The sequence below is a fragment of the Bradyrhizobium sp. SZCCHNR1002 genome, from assembly GCF_032381435.1.
Taxonomy (GTDB): domain Bacteria; phylum Pseudomonadota; class Alphaproteobacteria; order Rhizobiales; family Xanthobacteraceae; genus Bradyrhizobium; species Bradyrhizobium aeschynomenes.
Window position 1 is genome coordinate 1,113,850 of the sequence record NZ_JAUHIS010000001.1, and the last position, 15,279, is coordinate 1,129,128.

The 15,279-nt window shown below is 66.1% G+C and carries 13 protein-coding genes; 9 read left to right on the top strand and 4 right to left on the bottom strand.

What is annotated here, in order from left to right:
- The first annotated feature begins 35 nt into the window (after positions 1-35).
- Positions 36-794 carry a hypothetical protein gene (locus QX108_RS04980; protein ID WP_315779329.1) on the top strand — a complete coding sequence of 253 codons (759 nt, stop codon included), beginning with the start codon at positions 36-38 and terminating at the stop codon, positions 792-794.
- Between the two features lie 45 nt (positions 795-839).
- Here QX108_RS04980 and QX108_RS04985 read toward each other — a convergent pair whose 3' ends face one another.
- Positions 840-1,202, bottom strand: coding sequence for a hypothetical protein (locus QX108_RS04985; protein WP_315720390.1), 363 nt, complete (start codon positions 1,200-1,202; stop codon positions 840-842).
- A gap of 404 nt (positions 1,203-1,606) precedes the next feature.
- Here QX108_RS04985 and QX108_RS04990 point away from each other — a divergent pair, with 404 nt between their 5' ends.
- Positions 1,607-1,819, top strand: a complete 213-nt coding sequence (locus tag QX108_RS04990; RefSeq protein WP_315720391.1) for a hypothetical protein — start codon at positions 1,607-1,609, stop codon at positions 1,817-1,819.
- On the opposite strand, the gene QX108_RS04995 is transcribed toward QX108_RS04990, so the two are convergent.
- Positions 1,809-2,360, bottom strand: coding sequence for a CreA family protein (locus QX108_RS04995; RefSeq protein WP_315720392.1), 552 nt, complete (start codon positions 2,358-2,360; stop codon positions 1,809-1,811). The two genes, QX108_RS04990 and QX108_RS04995, sit on opposite strands and share 11 nt — an antisense overlap.
- A 229-nt stretch (positions 2,361-2,589) precedes the next feature.
- Between QX108_RS04995 and QX108_RS05000 the strand changes: the two genes are divergently transcribed.
- The 4 genes from QX108_RS05000 to QX108_RS05015 all read left to right on the top strand — a co-directional run bounded on the left by QX108_RS05000 (position 2,590) and on the right by QX108_RS05015 (position 6,768).
- A complete protein-coding gene (locus QX108_RS05000) occupies positions 2,590-4,347 on the top strand; it encodes a L,D-transpeptidase (RefSeq protein ID WP_315779332.1) in 1,758 nt (585 codons plus the stop codon).
- Between the two features lie 155 nt (positions 4,348-4,502).
- Positions 4,503-5,078: a glutathione peroxidase gene (locus QX108_RS05005; RefSeq protein WP_315720394.1), complete on the top strand. Its 576-nt coding sequence runs from the start codon at positions 4,503-4,505 to the stop codon at positions 5,076-5,078.
- Positions 5,079-5,240: 162 nt separating this feature from the next.
- Positions 5,241-6,188: a polysaccharide deacetylase family protein gene (locus QX108_RS05010; protein WP_172132102.1), complete on the top strand. Its 948-nt coding sequence runs from the start codon at positions 5,241-5,243 to the stop codon at positions 6,186-6,188.
- A 19-nt stretch (positions 6,189-6,207) separates the two neighbouring features.
- Positions 6,208-6,768 (top strand): dihydrofolate reductase, encoded by a 561-nt coding sequence (locus QX108_RS05015; RefSeq protein WP_315779335.1) that lies wholly within the window; start codon positions 6,208-6,210, stop codon positions 6,766-6,768.
- A 9-nt stretch (positions 6,769-6,777) separates the two neighbouring features.
- Here QX108_RS05015 and QX108_RS05020 read toward each other — a convergent pair whose 3' ends face one another.
- Complete coding sequence (locus QX108_RS05020) at positions 6,778-7,233, bottom strand: DoxX family protein (RefSeq protein ID WP_315720396.1); 456 nt, start codon at positions 7,231-7,233, stop codon at positions 6,778-6,780.
- Positions 7,234-7,380: 147 nt separating this feature from the next.
- Positions 7,381-9,693, bottom strand: a complete 2,313-nt coding sequence (locus tag QX108_RS05025) for an NADP-dependent malic enzyme (protein ID WP_315720397.1) — start codon at positions 9,691-9,693, stop codon at positions 7,381-7,383.
- 242 nt (positions 9,694-9,935) lie between these two features.
- Here QX108_RS05025 and QX108_RS05030 point away from each other — a divergent pair, with 242 nt between their 5' ends.
- From QX108_RS05030 to lexA, 3 genes are all read left to right on the top strand, one after another.
- Positions 9,936-11,918, top strand: a complete 1,983-nt coding sequence (locus tag QX108_RS05030) for a hypothetical protein (RefSeq protein WP_315779337.1) — start codon at positions 9,936-9,938, stop codon at positions 11,916-11,918.
- Positions 11,919-12,961: 1,043 nt separating this feature from the next.
- Positions 12,962-14,173, top strand: coding sequence for a gephyrin-like molybdotransferase Glp (gene glp / locus QX108_RS05035; RefSeq protein WP_315779339.1), 1,212 nt, complete (start codon positions 12,962-12,964; stop codon positions 14,171-14,173).
- 192 nt (positions 14,174-14,365) lie between these two features.
- Positions 14,366-15,064: a transcriptional repressor LexA gene (lexA, locus tag QX108_RS05040; protein WP_315720400.1), complete on the top strand. Its 699-nt coding sequence runs from the start codon at positions 14,366-14,368 to the stop codon at positions 15,062-15,064.
- Positions 15,065-15,279: the final 215 nt, after the last annotated feature.

A 15,279-nucleotide genomic window follows, 5' to 3' on the forward strand; every position in this document is an offset into this window, starting at 1 on the left:
ACGCAGACAGATCGCACACCCGCAAGGAGTTAGCCATGACCCAGTGCACATCGCCTTCCAGGATCATTCAGCTGACGCTCGCAGCCGCCGTCCTGATGCCGACCACAGCCTTCGCGGAATCACCGCTGACCGCACGTCAGATGCTGGCTCACGCGCAGAGCCAGGCTCTGAATATCCCTGATGAAGTCAAGAAGCCCGAGCCGAACAGGAACGACAGGAAGAGCGGCGAAGCCGTCGTGGCGCCCTCGGGGGCCAGCGCCATCGCGCCCCCGCTTCCAGTGATTGAACCGCCGGCGCCGATCTCGCCGCAACCGACGACGCTCTCCGCCCTGACTGTGCCGGTCGCAAGGCCCGAGCCAGCGTCGCCGCAGACCCGCACCAACTCGCTCACGGCCGCAGCACCGTCGGTCGATGCCGCGCCCGCCACGACGTCGGTCGCGACCACGGCCGGCACACCCGGCGTGGCCCCGACTACGCCGCCCGTTGCAGCCGCGGCCTCTCCGGCAGCGGCCCCCGCGGTTGGCCCCGCCGCAGCGACGGCACAGCCCAGCCTGCCAATCACGATTGCCGCACCGACCCAGCAGGTGCAGGCGGTGGCGCCTTCGTCATCATCAGCGGCGAGACCCGCCGATGCGCGCCGTGCGTCGAAGGCCGCCGCCCCTTCTCGCACCGTCCACAAATCGTCGCCGAGATCGTCGCTCCGCAACGATGATGCGGCGATCGGCAACCGGATCTCGCACATCATGCGACGGCCCGAGGTGCAGGCGCTGATGTCGCAATATGGCCTGGAGTGACGACCGCGCGCTGCGGGATACCGGCGAGGGACAGCTCGGCGCGCATCAGCCAGCCGGATCGAACATGCACTGCAGGGCAGGCTTGGCGATCCTGGTGAAGGTCGGTCCGATCTCGGACTGCTTCGGCACGGGCACCCAATCGGCCTCGATCGTCGGCACGCCGGTCTCACTGATGCCGCGCAGCAGTGCCTCGCGCAGGTCGGTATCCTCGACGACAGCGGCCGCATGGTCATGCAGGCAGGAGCAGACGGCTTCGGGGTGCGCCCATCGTCCGAGCATGCGAGGCGCACACTGGCGGACGAACTCGCCGCGCACATCAGGCAGTCGTGCCGAGGGCCGCGCGTCGGCGGAGGACCAGGAGAGGCAGGACAAAGCGGCAAGCGCCGCAGCAGCCAGTCGAAGAAGCATGGTGGACCGCTGGTCTCGTGTTGTTGTCATGTCATCTGCACCGGGCCGGATGACACCACCTGGATGGCAAGTTCTGCCCGTCTCCATTTCATAACCGTTTCACGTTTCATCGCGTCTGCGGCACAAGCAGAAAACGGTTTCGTGGTCCCACCGCATTGTTTCATGCGGCCCGACTGACGACACAAAATACAATCAAAACGAGAAACCATATCAAAATCAAGCAAAGCGGGATGATTTCAGCGTTCCCCATCGGACCGGCTGCGCCGTGCGAGGCCGAGGTCGATTCCCGCCGATGGAGAGCTTCTTAAGGCCTGTCCGGTAGCGTGCCGCCAGGGAGGCCCGCTCCGCACGGCAACCCGGCGGCGCATGGTGCGTTGGGACGTCGTTGCTCCCTCAGGACCCGCATGGACAAGAACAGCACGTACACCCCCACGCCGGCAGCACCGAAGCGCAGCCCTACTGCCGTGCCGATGGCGCAACAGCGCGCTGAAAACAACGCCGGCTCGACGCCGCAGGGCCTGCTTCGGCTGATCGGCTGCCACGACCCTGCCAAGCGCAAATTGCCTGGCAAGCCCGCGGGCAACCGACCATTGCTCGGCAAGTCGCTTATTGAATGAAGTCACCGCACTTCTGGACTTCGCCGTCATCCGCCTTGCCCCAGGGCATGACCGGGACTGACGACGTCGAGTTCTTCGGCGAGCCCTCGATCAGCCTGTCCGAATAGACCATGTAGACGAGCACATTGCGCTTGGCATCGCAGCCACGCACGATCTGCATCTTCTTGAAGAACAGCGACCGGCGCTGGCGGAACATGTCATCCGCCTGATCGAGCTTGCGCTTGAAGCGGATCGGACCGATCTGCCGGCAGGCGAGCGAGATGTCCGAGACTTCCTCCGCCAGGCCGAGCCAGCCGGCATAGCCTCCCTTCTGCGGGACAGTAAAATGGCAGGCGACGCCCTCGACCTCAGGATCATCAACACCATAGGTCGCGAGCTTGTCATTCGGACTCAGCAGCTTGAACACCGTCGACCGACGGAAGATCAGATCCGGCTCATCCGCGGCGGAGGCTGACACCACGGGCGAAGACAGTCCGATAAGCAGTAGGAAAGCTAGGGTTTTCAGCCACAGGTCAAACCGGTTGGTGGCTCTGAACGACATGTCGGTCTCCGTTATACCGCCGATGGCTCGGCATACCGCCCATGTAGGAACACAAATGCCTGCAAGGAAGGCACTCCACGCCTCCGCCTCTCCAATGCGCGTTTAACGCGATGTGAGGCTTTTCTGCTACGATTGGAACGAAACTCACGGCGGGCAGAAGCCCCAAGCTGGTGAACGCAGACTCCGTCTGCGACACTAAAGACCAGATGGTTCTTGAGGATTTGCCGGAATGCTCTGCGTTCGTGCAGCCGCCAGGGGGCGGTTTTATTGTGCAGCAATCGTTTCAGTCCCGCTTGTTCTAGCAGCGACATCTCAGGCTGACGCAGCGTCCTATTACTACTGGAACGATTCGCAGCCGGTCACCATCGCTCCGCCCGCGCTCCCGGCCATGCCCCGCAAGCCCAAAGTGCGCCACGGTCAGAAGCCGGTGACGATCGAGAAGGAGGCCGCCAAGCCGCAGGGGCCGATCACGATCGCGGTGTCGATCAGCAAGCAGCAGCTCAAGGTCTACGACGCCAACGGCCTGTTCGCGGAAGCGCCGGTCTCCACCGGCATGAAGGGGCACTCCACGCCGATGGGCGTGTTCAGCGTGATCCAGAAGCAGAAATTTCACCGGTCGAACATCTATAGCGGCGCACCGATGCCGTTCATGCAGAGGATCACCTGGTCGGGTGTCGCGCTCCATGCCGGTGTGCTTCCGGGCTATCCGGCCTCGCATGGCTGCATCCGCATGCCCGCGAGCTTCGCCCCCCGGATCTATGGCTGGACGCGGATGGGATCGCGCGTCCTGGTGACGCCGGGCGAAGTGGCTCCGGCCAGCTTCTCGCATTCGCTGCTTGCCGCGCTGAAGGCGCCGCAGCCAAGCGCCTCGGTCCAGCCCGACGCCAACGCACCTGCTGCCACCAAGTCGGACAAGGGCGCCGCGGTGACGCCGGCGATCACGGTCGCAACGATCGACCTTCGCGCCACGATCGGCCATGGCGAGATCGGCCGCTCCGCTGAAGCGATACCGGTTCCCCGCCAGATGCGCACCGCCGATGCCAGCAACGCGAGCGGACTGCCCAGCGTGGCCTCTGACGCCGCGCCGAGCGCCGATCCGGCGCGACCTGACTCGGCCGATGTAAAGGCCAGCGTCGCCGAAACGACCACCGCCGACGCAGCGAGCGCCGAGGCCAAGCCCGCCGATGCCGCGCCGGCACTGGCGAGCCAGCCGGCCGACAACGCCGAGGCGGCGGCACCTGAAAAGACGACGGAAGCGCCGGGCAAGCTGGAAGCGACCGGCTCGACCGATCTCAAGCCCGCCGATGCCAAAGCCGCAGACTCCGACCCTGCAGACTCCCAGGCCGCTGGCACCAAAGCTGCTGACACCAAGCCATCCGCCCCTGAGATCGCGGACCAGCCTGCGGTGCCGCCGACGACAACCGCCGATGCGCCAGCCAAGCCGCTCGACGCGCAGGAGCTCTCCAAGGATCCGTCCCGTGTTGTCGCCGCGCCGGACAAGCCGATCGCTCCAAAGCCCGAGCTGAAGCGCAACAGCCAGGTCGCCATCTTCATCAGCCGCAAGGATTCCAAGCTGTACGTCCGGCAGAACTTCGCGCCGGTGTTCAACACCCAGGTCACCATCGCCCCGGGCGACAAGCCGCTCGGCACGCACGTGTTCACGGCAACCGCCGACAAGGCTGATCCGGCGACCCTGCATTGGTCGGTCATCTCGCTTCCTGCTTCGGCACGCGCCGCAGCAGCATCGGAGGCCACCAATAAGGTAGCCCGGCGCGGCAAGAAGTCGGCGGAGACCCACGCCGAGTCGAAGCCCGCCATTCAGTTGAGCAGCCCGGCCGAGGCGCTGGATCGCATCACGATCCCGGCGGATGTCATGGCTTGGCTCGGCGAGGCCCTGTCGACCGGCAGTTCGCTGATCGTCTCGGATCAAGGTATCAACCAAGGCGAAACCGGCGAGGGCACGGAGTTCATTCTTTCGCTGCGCTGACGACCGACGAGGTCCCTTTTTCCGCCCCAGCCTAAGGGTATCCCCTTGCTGGAACGCAGTCTGATCCAACGCAAAGCCGTCGCCGTTTCAGTACCGGCTGGCGAACGTGGGGGCTTGCGTCCTTTCCGGGGCTGGATCTGCACAGGGAGATTCACATGATCGATCGCAGGATGGTTGTTCTCGGCCTCGGCGCGTCATTGTCGAGCTTGGCACTGACGTCGCACGGCGCCCGCGCCGACGGCACGGCGAGCAAGACCACAGCCTACCGCTTCTCCTTCCCGGCGCTGTCCGGCGAGCCGATTCGCCTGGCCGATTTCGCGGGCAAGCCGGTCATGGTCGTGAACACGGCCTCGCAGTGCGGCTACACCCCGCAATACACCGGCCTGCAGCAGCTCTGGGGCGAGTTCCACGAGCGCGGGCTGTCGATCATCGCCGTGCCCTCCAACGACTTCCACCAGGAGCCCGGGATCGCTGGCGATATCGCCGATCTCGCCAACAAGCAATACGGCGTTACCTTCCCGATGACCGCCAAAGCGGTGGTCACCGGCTCCAATGCTCACCCGTTCTACCGCTGGGCCGCGGAGGCGCGCCCCAAGGACACCCCGCGCTGGAACTTCCACAAGTATCTGATCGGGCGCGACGGCTATATCGCCGACGTCTTCGCGTCCTCGGTCGAGCCCACCGACACCCGGGTGAAGACGGCGGTGGCCCGGATGCTCGCCAACGGCTGAGCAACACTTGGCAAGAATGCGGCGGAAGCTGACAACTTCCCCGTGCTTTTGCCTCGTTTCCTTTTGGCGCCGATCCGGCGGCTGGGCTAGTATCCTCGCCCGGATGGTGGAGCGACTCCTGGCATTGGCGCTCCCGTTGCAACAACCCCGAGGAAACACGAGATGCGGATTGCGGCTGGATTGGTGTTCGCAAGCTCTTTGGCAGCGTCGCTGTTGACGTCTGGCGCAGCCTGGTCGCAGGCCCAGCGCACGGCGGCGGCTGCCGCCCCCGCGCCGGCCGCGGCTCAGCCGGCGGCGGCTCAGACCCAGCCGCCGCGCGCGCCTTGCATGAATCCGGAGGCGCTCGGCGTCGGCCGCACTGTCGAGATCGACACCACCGGCGGCCCGGGCTTCGGCTTCGAGCACTTCAAGGACCTCGACTTCCTCAAGGATCACGAGGTCGTCCTGACCTTCGACGACGGCCCGTGGCCGGAGAACACCCCCGGCGTGCTCAAGGCGCTGGCCGACCAGTGCACCACCGGCATCTTCTTCATCATCGGCAAGCACGCGACCTATTATCCGGAGATCCTCAAGCAGGTCTACAATGCCGGCCATACCGTGGGCACGCACACCTGGTCGCACGCCGCGCTGACCAACAAGAAGCTGACCGACGACCAGCGCAAGGAAGAGATCGAGCTCGGCATCAGCGCCGTGAAATGGGCGCTCGGTGGCAACTCGCCCGCACCGTTCTTCCGCTTTCCGGCGCTGCAGCACCCGCCGGAGATGGTGACCTATCTCGGCAGCCGCAACATCGGCATCTTCTCCTGCGACCTCGACTCGTTCGACTTCAAGGCGCGCAATGCGCAGGCGGTGATCGACGTCACCTTCAAGAAGCTCGACAAGCTCGGCAAGGGTATCATCCTGATGCACGACTTCCACAAGCACACCGCCGAGGCTCTGCCCGAGCTGCTCCGCCGCCTGAAGGCCGGCGGCTACAAGGTGGTCGCGATGCGGGCAAAGGCGCCGGTGCAGTCGCTTCCCAACTATGACGAGCAGCTCGGCAAGGTCGCGAAGCTGCCGACGGTGAGCCAAAGGCCGGTCTCGAGCGTTGTGACGACAGTGTCCGAATGATCGAGGATCCGTTTCGTCAGTGACCAAGCTTCGTCTCGAAGGTTACGTGATCGTGTCGGCCGACGGAATGTTGGCCGACGCCCACAATGTGATGCCGGCAGCGCTCAAATTCCCCGGCGACGCAATGTTCTTCTCCGATGCGCTCGACAGTGCCGATCTGATCGTGCACGGCCGCAATTCCTATGAGGACCAGCCGAACTCGCCGAAGCGCCGGCGGCTGGTCGTGACCCGCTCGGTGGCGGGGCTTGCGCCGGACACCGAGAAGCCGCTGTCGACGCTGTGGAACCCGGCCGGCGCCTCGTTCGAGGCCGCCTGCGCGGCTGCCGGGGTCACGACGGGCACCGCGGCCATCATCGGAGGGCCGGTCGTGTTCGACATGTTCATGGACCGCTACGACACCTTCTTCCTGTCGCTCGCACCCCACGTCTCGCTGCCTGGCGGCGCCCCCTGCTTCACGGAGGTCGGTCCAGGCCGTTCGCCGCAGCAGGTGCTGACGGCCCACGGTTTTGCGCCCGCCAATCAGCTGATGCTCGATCCCGACCACGACGTCTGCGTCACCGCCTGGAAGCGCGCCGCCTGAGGCGAGTTGCTAGATGTCGCCATAGGCGCTCTGCTCGGGCGCCTTCGGCCCCTTGCCGTAGCCGAAGATCATGAACAATGCGCCGATGATCGAGAGATTCTTCAGCGCATCGATCAGGGTCTTGGCGTTGTCCGGGGCGGCCTGATTCCAGAAATCGTGGAAATAGAAGATCGTCAATCCGACGAAGACGATCATCAGAGCGGCGAAGAACCGCCCGAGAAAGTTGATCGCGATCATGGCGCCCGCGAAGACCTCAAAGGCGCCGGCCGCGATCGCAAGGATCTGCGGCATCGGCATCTTCGCGGCGGCCTCGAGCTGCGCCGCGTAGGGCGCGAGCACGGTGGGGATCGTGACCTTGGCGGCGATGAGATCGGCGGTCGCCTGAATGCCGAACAGCTTGGTCGCGCCCGTGTAGATGAAGATCACGGCAAACAGAACGCGCCCGAACGTAATGAAACCCGGCATTCCAGCCCTCACGATCAACTTCAAACCATGTGTCGCCGGCCCGTCAGGCCGGATATGTGACGTCGCGAACGCTTTTCAACAATAAAGACGGGCGGAATACGACCGAAACCGGACGAATTCCGCCACACTTCGATCACGCCAACAAGGTCATGCGAACAGCGTCGGCTGCGCCCTCCCCGCCCGCTCCTGGGCCTCGACGGCGGCCACCGCCGTCATGTTGAGAATGCCGCGCGCCGTCACCGACGGTGTCAGAATATGCGCCGGCCGCGCCGGTCCGATCAGGATCGGACCGACCGGAACCGCATCCGCCAGCACCTTGATCATCTGATAGGCGACATTGGCGGCGTCGAGGTTCGGCATGATCAGCACGTTGGCCGAGCCTTCGAGATCGGAATGCGGCAGGATCGCCTTGCGCGCGGTCGCCGACAGCGCGGTGTCGCCCTGCATTTCGCCGTCGGCCTCGAGGTCCGGACGATGCTGCTTCAGCAGCGCGGTCGCCTGCCGCATCTTGCGTGACGAGTCGGTGTCGTAGCCGCCGAAATCGGAGTGCGAGACGAAGGCGATCTTCGGCTTGATGTTGAAGCGCGTGACGTGATTGGCCGCGAGCGACGCCATCTCGGCGAGCTCCTCGGCGGTCGGGTCGGGACGCACCTGGGTGTCGCCGATGAAATAGGCGCCCTTGCTGGTGATGGTCAGCGCCAGCGCCGCGTAGTCGCTGACCCCCGGCATGAAGCCGATGATCTCGCGCACGTGGCGCAGATGGCTCATATAGCGGCCCTCGACGCCGCAGATCATTGCGTCCGCCTCGCCCCGGACCACCGCGAGCGCCGCGATGACGGTGGCATTGGTACGCACCACCGTGCGCGCTGCATCCGGCGTCACGCCGCGGCGGCCGGCGATCTCGATGTAGCTCTGCACATAGGAGCGGTAGCGCGGATCGTCTTCCGGATTGACGAGATCGAAGTCCCGCCCGGCCTTGATCGACAGGCCGAAGCGCTTGATGCGCGCCTCGACGACGCTCGGACGTCCGACCAGGATCGGCCGCGCCAGCTTCTCCTCCAGCACCACCTGGGTGGCGCGCAGCACGCGCTCGTCCTCACCCTCGGCATAGATCACGCGCACCGGCTGCGCCTTGGCCTTCGCAAACACCGGCTTCATCACGAGGCCGGAGCGGAACGCGAAGCGCTCGAGCAGCGCGGTGTATTCGTCGAAATTGGTGATCGGCCGGGTCGCGACGCCGGACTCCATCGCCGCCTTCGCCACCGCCGGCGCGATGCGCAGGATCAGGCGCGGGTCGAAAGGCGAGGGGATCAGCGAGCCCGGACCGAAGCCTTGCGTCTCGCCGGTGTCGAAGCCGCGGCTCACCGCATCCGACGGCGGGTCTTGCGCAAGCTGCGCGATCGCATCGACCGCCGCCTGCTTCATCGCCTCGTTGATCGCGGTGGCGCCGACGTCGAGCGCGCCGCGGAAGATGAAGGGGAAGCAGAGGACGTTGTTGACTTGGTTCGGGAAGTCCGAACGCCCGGTGCAGATCATCGCGTCGGGCCGCGCCGCGCGCGCCTCCTCCGGCATGATCTCCGGGTTGGGATTGGCGAGCGCCATGATCAGCGGCTTCTCGGCCATCTGCTTCAAGAGCTCCTGCTTCAGCACGCCGCCGGCGGAGAGGCCGAGAAAGATGTCGGCGCCGCCGATCACGTCGGCCAAGGTCCGCTTGTCGGTCTTCTGCGCATAGACCGCCTTCCACGGATCCATCAGCGTGTTGCGGCCCTCATGCACGACGCCGTCGATGTCGCAGACCCAGATGTTCTCGCGTTTCGCGCCCATCGACACCAGCAGATTGAGGCAGGCGATGGCGGCGGCGCCCGCGCCCGAGGTCACGATCTTGACCTCGGACAGTTGCTTGCCGGCGAGCGACAGCGCGTTCTTGATCGCCGCGCCGACGATGATCGCGGTGCCGTGCTGGTCGTCATGGAAGACCGGGATCTTCATGCGCTCCTTGAGCCGCGCCTCGATCTCGAAGCACTCCGGTCCCTTGATGTCCTCGAGGTTGATGCCGCCGAAGGTCGGCTCCAGCGCCGCCACCGTCTCGACCACGCGGTCGATGGTGTCGGCGGCGATCTCGATGTCGAACACGTCGATGCCGGCGAACTTCTTGAACAGGACCGCCTTGCCCTCCATGACCGGCTTGGAGGCCAGTGGGCCGATATTGCCGAGCCCGAGCACCGCGGTGCCGTTGGAGACCACGGCGACGAGATTGGCGCGCGCGGTCAGCGTGGCGGCCTCGGCCGGATTGTTGGCGATCTCGGTGCACGCAGCGGCCACGCCCGGAGAATAGGCGAGCGCGAGGTCGCGCTGGTTGGCGAGCGGCTTGGAGGCCTGGATCTCCAGCTTGCCGGGCCGCGGCAGGCGGTGATAGGCCAGGGCTGCGGAACGAAGATCTTCAGAAAAGGACGACGACATACGTGCTCCAGCGTTTCCGACCCGGATTTTTGGTCTCTTGAATTTCGTTCAGACGTCGGTTTTTCCGGCCGGTGGAAGCGCATGTGATGCACGTTGGACGGCTTTCATGCAACATCCGAAACCATGTTCGTCGGCATCCCGGGCCAGCGATTCCCTAATTCGCAGAAGCACATCCCTACTCCATCGATTTCCCTGAGACCATCACCCCTCTGCTGCCTAAGCGTTGGGCGGAGCATATCGAAATGAAACGTGTCGTCATCGCAGTCCTCGTAGCGGTAGCCCTGGGCGCCGCCGGCTTCATCGGCGTCCCCTGGTACGCCCAGGCGCGCGCCGAGCGCGAGGTCGAGGCCAATTTCGCCCAGATCCGCCAGAACGGCGCCACGGCCAGCCACGGCAAGGTCGCCTTCGACCTGTGGTCGCGCAAGTTGACGATCGCCGACGTCAAGCTGGCATCGACCAGCCAACCGCCGGCCAGCGTGACCTTCGGCAGCATCGTCGCCACCGGGCTGAACCAGCCCGACAGCGAGCATGTCACGGCGTCCAGCATCGAGGTCAATGACGTCACGATGGCCGGCAGCCTGGCCGGCGCAGCGCCGATGCGGCTCAGCTACAAGCTGCCGCAGCTGGTGGTGAAGGACTATGCCGGTCCGGCGCGGTTTGCCGCGATCCCCTCCGGCGCCAGCATGCCCGACACCTACCGGGCGCTCGCCCAGCAGTTCGTGACAATCAGCGCATCGTCGGTCTCCGTGCCGCGCACCACGGGCACCATGGACGGCGGCCCCTCCGCCGGCCCGGCCGAATTCGCCTATTCCGGGCTCACGTTCGAGACCATCAAGGCCGGCCGCATCGCCAGCTACAAGCTCGACGAGGTCACCTTCACGATGACCCCGCAGCAGCCGGGCGGCAAGGCCGACAAGATGCAGGGCCGCATGGCCGGCATCGTCCATCAGGACATGGACGCCAACGCGATCCTGGCCGTGCTCGATCCCGACGCCGCCAAGGACGACAAGACCTATCGCATCAACGGCAAGTTCACGATGGGCGCCTACGAGATCACCACGGACTCCGGCCTGAAGATGCGCATGGACAGCGCCAGCGCGGACGAGTTCAGCGTGCGGCCCTCCCGGCTGCAGCTGCCCGCTCTTTTCGCCGTCCTTCCGGCAACGCCGGCCGCCCAGCCGACGCCCGAGCAGGCACGCGAGCTGATGGACAGGGTCGCCGGCATCTATGAGGGCATGGCGATCAAGAATGCCGAGCTCCGCGGCCTGTCGATCGAGACGCCGCAAGGGCCCGCCAAGCTCGCCTCGTTCCGCCTCGACCTCCAGGACGGCAAAGGCGACATCGCCGTCGAGGGGTTTGACGGCCGCGGGCCGAACGGGCCGATCAAGCTCGGCCGCTTCGCGCTGAAGAGCTTCGATCTCGCCGGCCTGATGCATTTCGCCGCCAAATATTCCGCCGCCGGCGCCAAGCCCGCCCCGGCCGAGGCGGCCGAGATGCTCAAGCTGCTCGCCGGCATCGAGCTGAAGGCCCTGTCGACACCCTACAAGTCCGGCGACAAGCCGGTGCAAATCGACACGATCAGCCTCGATTGGGGCCAGTATGTCGGCCCGATCCCGACGCAGGCACGCCTCGTCGCCAAGATGGCCGGGCCGCTCGATCCCTCCAACCCGGCCTTCCTGCCGCTGCTGGTCGCCGGCATCGACACCGCCGCGCTCGATGCCGATCTCGGCCTTGGCTGGACCGAGAGCGCCGGCACCTTCGCGGTGTCGCCGTTCAAGCTCGAGGTCAGCAATCTGATCGGTGCCTCCGCCAGCGTCTCGCTGGCGCGCGTGCCGCGCGACGTGTTCACGGTCGATCTGCAGCAGGCGACGGCGGCGGCGGCGCAGATCGAGGCGTCCGGGATCGAACTGGCGTTGCGCGATCTCGGCGCCGTCGACGTGTTCGTCGCCAACTATGCGCGAACGCACGCGATCCCGCGTGACGCCGCGCGCAAGGCGCTGGTCGACAGCATCAAGGCGATCGGCGCACAGTTCGCCGCCGACAACGCCGATGTCGCCGCCGCGGTCGACGCCCTCGGCCGCTTCGTCGAGAAGCCGCGCCAGACGTTTACGCTGAAGCTCTCGCCGCGCGCCAAGGTGCCTGCCATGCAGCTCGCCCAGCTGATCGCGATCGACCCGCCGAGCGCGCTGGCGCAGTTCAAGATCGAGGCGCAGACGGCGCCGTGAGACTGACGCCGATCGGAGCAGCGCGCCGAAGCAGGACGTGAGTCCACGTCTCTCTCCACGCGTCATTCCGGGGCGCGCGTAGCGCGAGCCCGGAATCCATACTCCGGGACGGTGATTGGTGAAGGAGGTCAAGCGAGCAGACATCCCGATCCTCTCGACCGGTCGTGGTTATGGATTCCGGGCTCGCGCTGCGCGCGCCCCGGAATGACGGGCGGAGAGAGCGTGCCATCAGGCGGCAACGTTGCACGCGGAGGGATCGCGCTCGCTGATCAAGACGCACCGTTGGCACCTCGCCGTCAGCACACACGTCCACGATCCCGCGGCTGAAATGCCCGAGTTGATCCGGTTCGTTCGGCCCTCGCTTAGCGAAGAGGGCGCAGGGAATGCCGGGTGCTGGCCGCAACCCATGGCCCGCCTGCGAACAAAAATGCAGGCGGCAGGTACCACAGGTTCAGCCGGTCATCCGGCATTCCCTGCGCGGTGGGCTTGTCGGCTGCTTCGCGCTCTCCCTGGTGCACCGGGCTTGTTGGCCACCATGACGACAATGCGCTTCGAGCGCCTTGCGCTTGACACCAGCGTCGGGGTGTCGAGACCACGCGACTTGACCGCCTGCAATTCGCCGTTCGTCCACGCGCCATCAGCACGTTGCGACAGACTGCAGCCACCGCCTCCCCACCTCACGTCTCGTGACGACCGCGAACCGTCCCTCTTCATCGAGGCGGGATGCGCGAGAAGATGCAGGTGATCTGCCCGACGGCGCAAGCGGAAACAGTGCGGCAGACTAACACGACGGGCAGTTGGCGCATGGCGGAGATGCGGAAATTGCCCGTCGGGCAGACACGCGGAGGAGAGCGACGAACGACGACGCTGCTGTCTAAGTCGAACCGAATATGCGGATCGGACATCCGGTCTGATGGGTTCTCTCGGTCCAGCCGGTCCCGATCCAACGGAAGCGACTTGCCCCGGGGACTTGGCCGCGCCGTGCACGTTCGGTTAGAACGCGACTCCCGCGAGTCGTCCCGCCTCCATCCGAAGGAACTCTCATGGCCTTGATGCCGGTGTCCGATGCGTTGTCTGCGGTGCTCGCCGGCGCCGAACCGCTGGCCGAGGAGATGGTCGGGCTGGACGAGGCGTTTCACCGGGTGCTGGCACGTGACCTCGCGGCGCTGCGGACGCAGCCGCCGGAGGCGATGTCGGCGATGGACGGCTATGCGGTGCGCGCGGCCGATGCCGACAAGCCCCAGGCGCGGCTCAAGGTGATCGGCGAGGTCGCCGCCGGGCGGCCGTTCGATCGCGTCCTCGGGCCTGGCGAGGCGGCGCGCATCTTCACCGGCGGCGTGGTGCCGGACGGCGCCGACGCCGTCGTGATCCAGGAGGACACGATCGCGGACGGCGATCACGTCGTGCTCAGCGAGGCCGCAATCAAGGGCCGCCACATCCGGCCGGCAGGAGTCGACTTCCACGAGGGCATGGTGCTGCTGAGCGCCGGGCGCCGGCTCAGCGACCGCGATCTGTCGCTCGCCGCCAGCATGAACCATCCGGCGCTGCCAGTGCGGCGGCGCCCGAGGGTAGCGCTGCTCGCCACCGGCGACGAGCTGGTGATGCCCGGCGCGACGCCGGGTCCGGGCCAGATCGTCTATTCCAACGGCTATGCTCTGCGCGCGCTGGTGCGCAGCGAAGGCGCCGAGCCGGTCGATCTCGGCATTGCCGCCGATACGCTCGACGCCACGGTTGCCGGCATCCGCCGGGCGCGCGAGGCCGAGGCCGACATCCTGGTCACCACCGGAGGCGCCTCGGTCGGTGATCACGACCTGGTCAAGCAGGCGCTCGAGGCCGAGGGCGTCGAGATGGCGTTCTGGAAGATCGCAATGCGACCGGGCAAGCCGATGATGCATGGCCGGCTCGGCGGCATGAGGGTGATCGGGCTGCCGGGCAATCCGGTGTCGTCCTATGTCTGCGCCATCCTGTTCCTGGTCCCCTTGATTCGACGCCTGCTCGGCCGCGACGAAGCGCTGATGCCGCGCGAGACCGCCCTGCTCGGCCGCGAGCTCGCCGCCAACGATTCGCGCGAGGACTATCTGCGCGCCCGGCTGGAGGAACGCGCCGACGGCACGCTGGTCGCGACACCGGTGACGCAGCAGGATTCGTCGCTGCTCGGCCATCTCGCGCTCTCCCAGGCGCTCGTGATCCGTCCGGCCTATGCGCCGAAGGCGCCGGCCGGCAGCCCCTGCGAGATCCTGCGCCTGCCGAACTGAGCGGTTTTCCCCGGCAAAGCCCGGATCGTTCATCATATTTTTAGGATTGCGGAACACACATCGAACATATAGTGTCCGTTCATGATTTGTTTTTAGTATGTTGCGGGCGACGCGAATACGAACGTCCAACTCCCATTCGCCCTTGGACGCAGGGCGCGGACTCGGACGACACAAACTGGGGACCAGGTCGAGATGCTGACGCGCAAACAGTACGAACTTCTGCGGTTCATCAATGAACGGCTCAAGGAAGCCGGCGTGCCGCCGTCATTCGACGAGATGAAGGATGCCCTCGACCTGCGCTCGAAGTCCGGCATCCACCGCCTGATCACGGCGCTGGAGGAGCGCGGCTTCATCCGCCGGCTGCCCAACCGTGCCCGCGCCATCGAGGTGATCAAGCTGCCCGAGCTGTCGCAGGCCGGCAACAATCGCCGCGGTTTCACGCCGTCGGTGATCGAAGGCAATCTCGGCAAGGTGCGGACCTCGACGCCCGCGCTCGATGATGGCGAGCGCCCGGTCGCGGTGCCTGTCATGGGCCGCATCGCCGCGGGTACGCCGATCGAGGCGCTGCAGACCCGCAGCCACACGATCAGCGTGCCGGCCGACATGCTCGGCAATGGCGATCACTACGCGCTCGAGGTGCGCGGCGACTCGATGGTCGATGCCGGCATTCTCGACGGCGACATGGCGCTGATCCAGCGCAACGAGACCGCCGACACCGGGGACATCGTGGTGGCGCTGATCGACGATGAGGAAGCGACGTTGAAGCGTTTCCGTCGCCGCGGCGCCTCGATCGCGCTGGAGCCCGCCAATACCGCCTATGAGGTGCGCATCCTGCCGCCCAACCGGGTGAAGATCCAGGGCAAGCTGGTCGGGCTCTATCGCAAGTACTGAGCACCGACGCGCTGGTATCGGACGACATGCACAGTTGAGCGGCGGCGCGATGCTTGGAGCGTCGCCGCAGCTCAAAAACGAGTCACACGCGAATGCACCTCATGATGTGCAGCGCGGCACGCTCAAACGCTTGTGATCATCAGCGGCCACACGCCATGCAGATCAGCGCAGAATTGCCGTGAAGCGCGCGCTAACATCGCCTCGATGTCCACTCT

What these genes read in the sequence shown, in the direction of transcription:
- QX108_RS04995 (WP_315720392.1), bottom strand. Translation starts at nt 2,360, where the DNA reads ATGTCGTTCAGAGCCACCAACCGGTTTGACCTGTGGCTGAAAACCCTA.
- QX108_RS05000 (WP_315779332.1), top strand. Translation starts at nt 2,590, where the DNA reads ATGCTCTGCGTTCGTGCAGCCGCCAGGGGGCGGTTTTATTGTGCAGCA.
- QX108_RS05010 (WP_172132102.1), top strand. Translation starts at nt 5,241, where the DNA reads ATGCGGATTGCGGCTGGATTGGTGTTCGCAAGCTCTTTGGCAGCGTCG.
- glp (WP_315779339.1), top strand. Translation starts at nt 12,962, where the DNA reads ATGGCCTTGATGCCGGTGTCCGATGCGTTGTCTGCGGTGCTCGCCGGC.
- QX108_RS04990 (WP_315720391.1), top strand. Translation starts at nt 1,607, where the DNA reads ATGGACAAGAACAGCACGTACACCCCCACGCCGGCAGCACCGAAGCGC.
- QX108_RS05030 (WP_315779337.1), top strand. Translation starts at nt 9,936, where the DNA reads ATGAAACGTGTCGTCATCGCAGTCCTCGTAGCGGTAGCCCTGGGCGCC.
- QX108_RS04985 (WP_315720390.1), bottom strand. Translation starts at nt 1,202, where the DNA reads ATGCTTCTTCGACTGGCTGCTGCGGCGCTTGCCGCTTTGTCCTGCCTC.
- QX108_RS05005 (WP_315720394.1), top strand. Translation starts at nt 4,503, where the DNA reads ATGATCGATCGCAGGATGGTTGTTCTCGGCCTCGGCGCGTCATTGTCG.
- lexA (WP_315720400.1), top strand. Translation starts at nt 14,366, where the DNA reads ATGCTGACGCGCAAACAGTACGAACTTCTGCGGTTCATCAATGAACGG.
- QX108_RS04980 (WP_315779329.1), top strand. Translation starts at nt 36, where the DNA reads ATGACCCAGTGCACATCGCCTTCCAGGATCATTCAGCTGACGCTCGCA.
- QX108_RS05025 (WP_315720397.1), bottom strand. Translation starts at nt 9,693, where the DNA reads ATGTCGTCGTCCTTTTCTGAAGATCTTCGTTCCGCAGCCCTGGCCTAT.
- QX108_RS05020 (WP_315720396.1), bottom strand. Translation starts at nt 7,233, where the DNA reads ATGCCGGGTTTCATTACGTTCGGGCGCGTTCTGTTTGCCGTGATCTTC.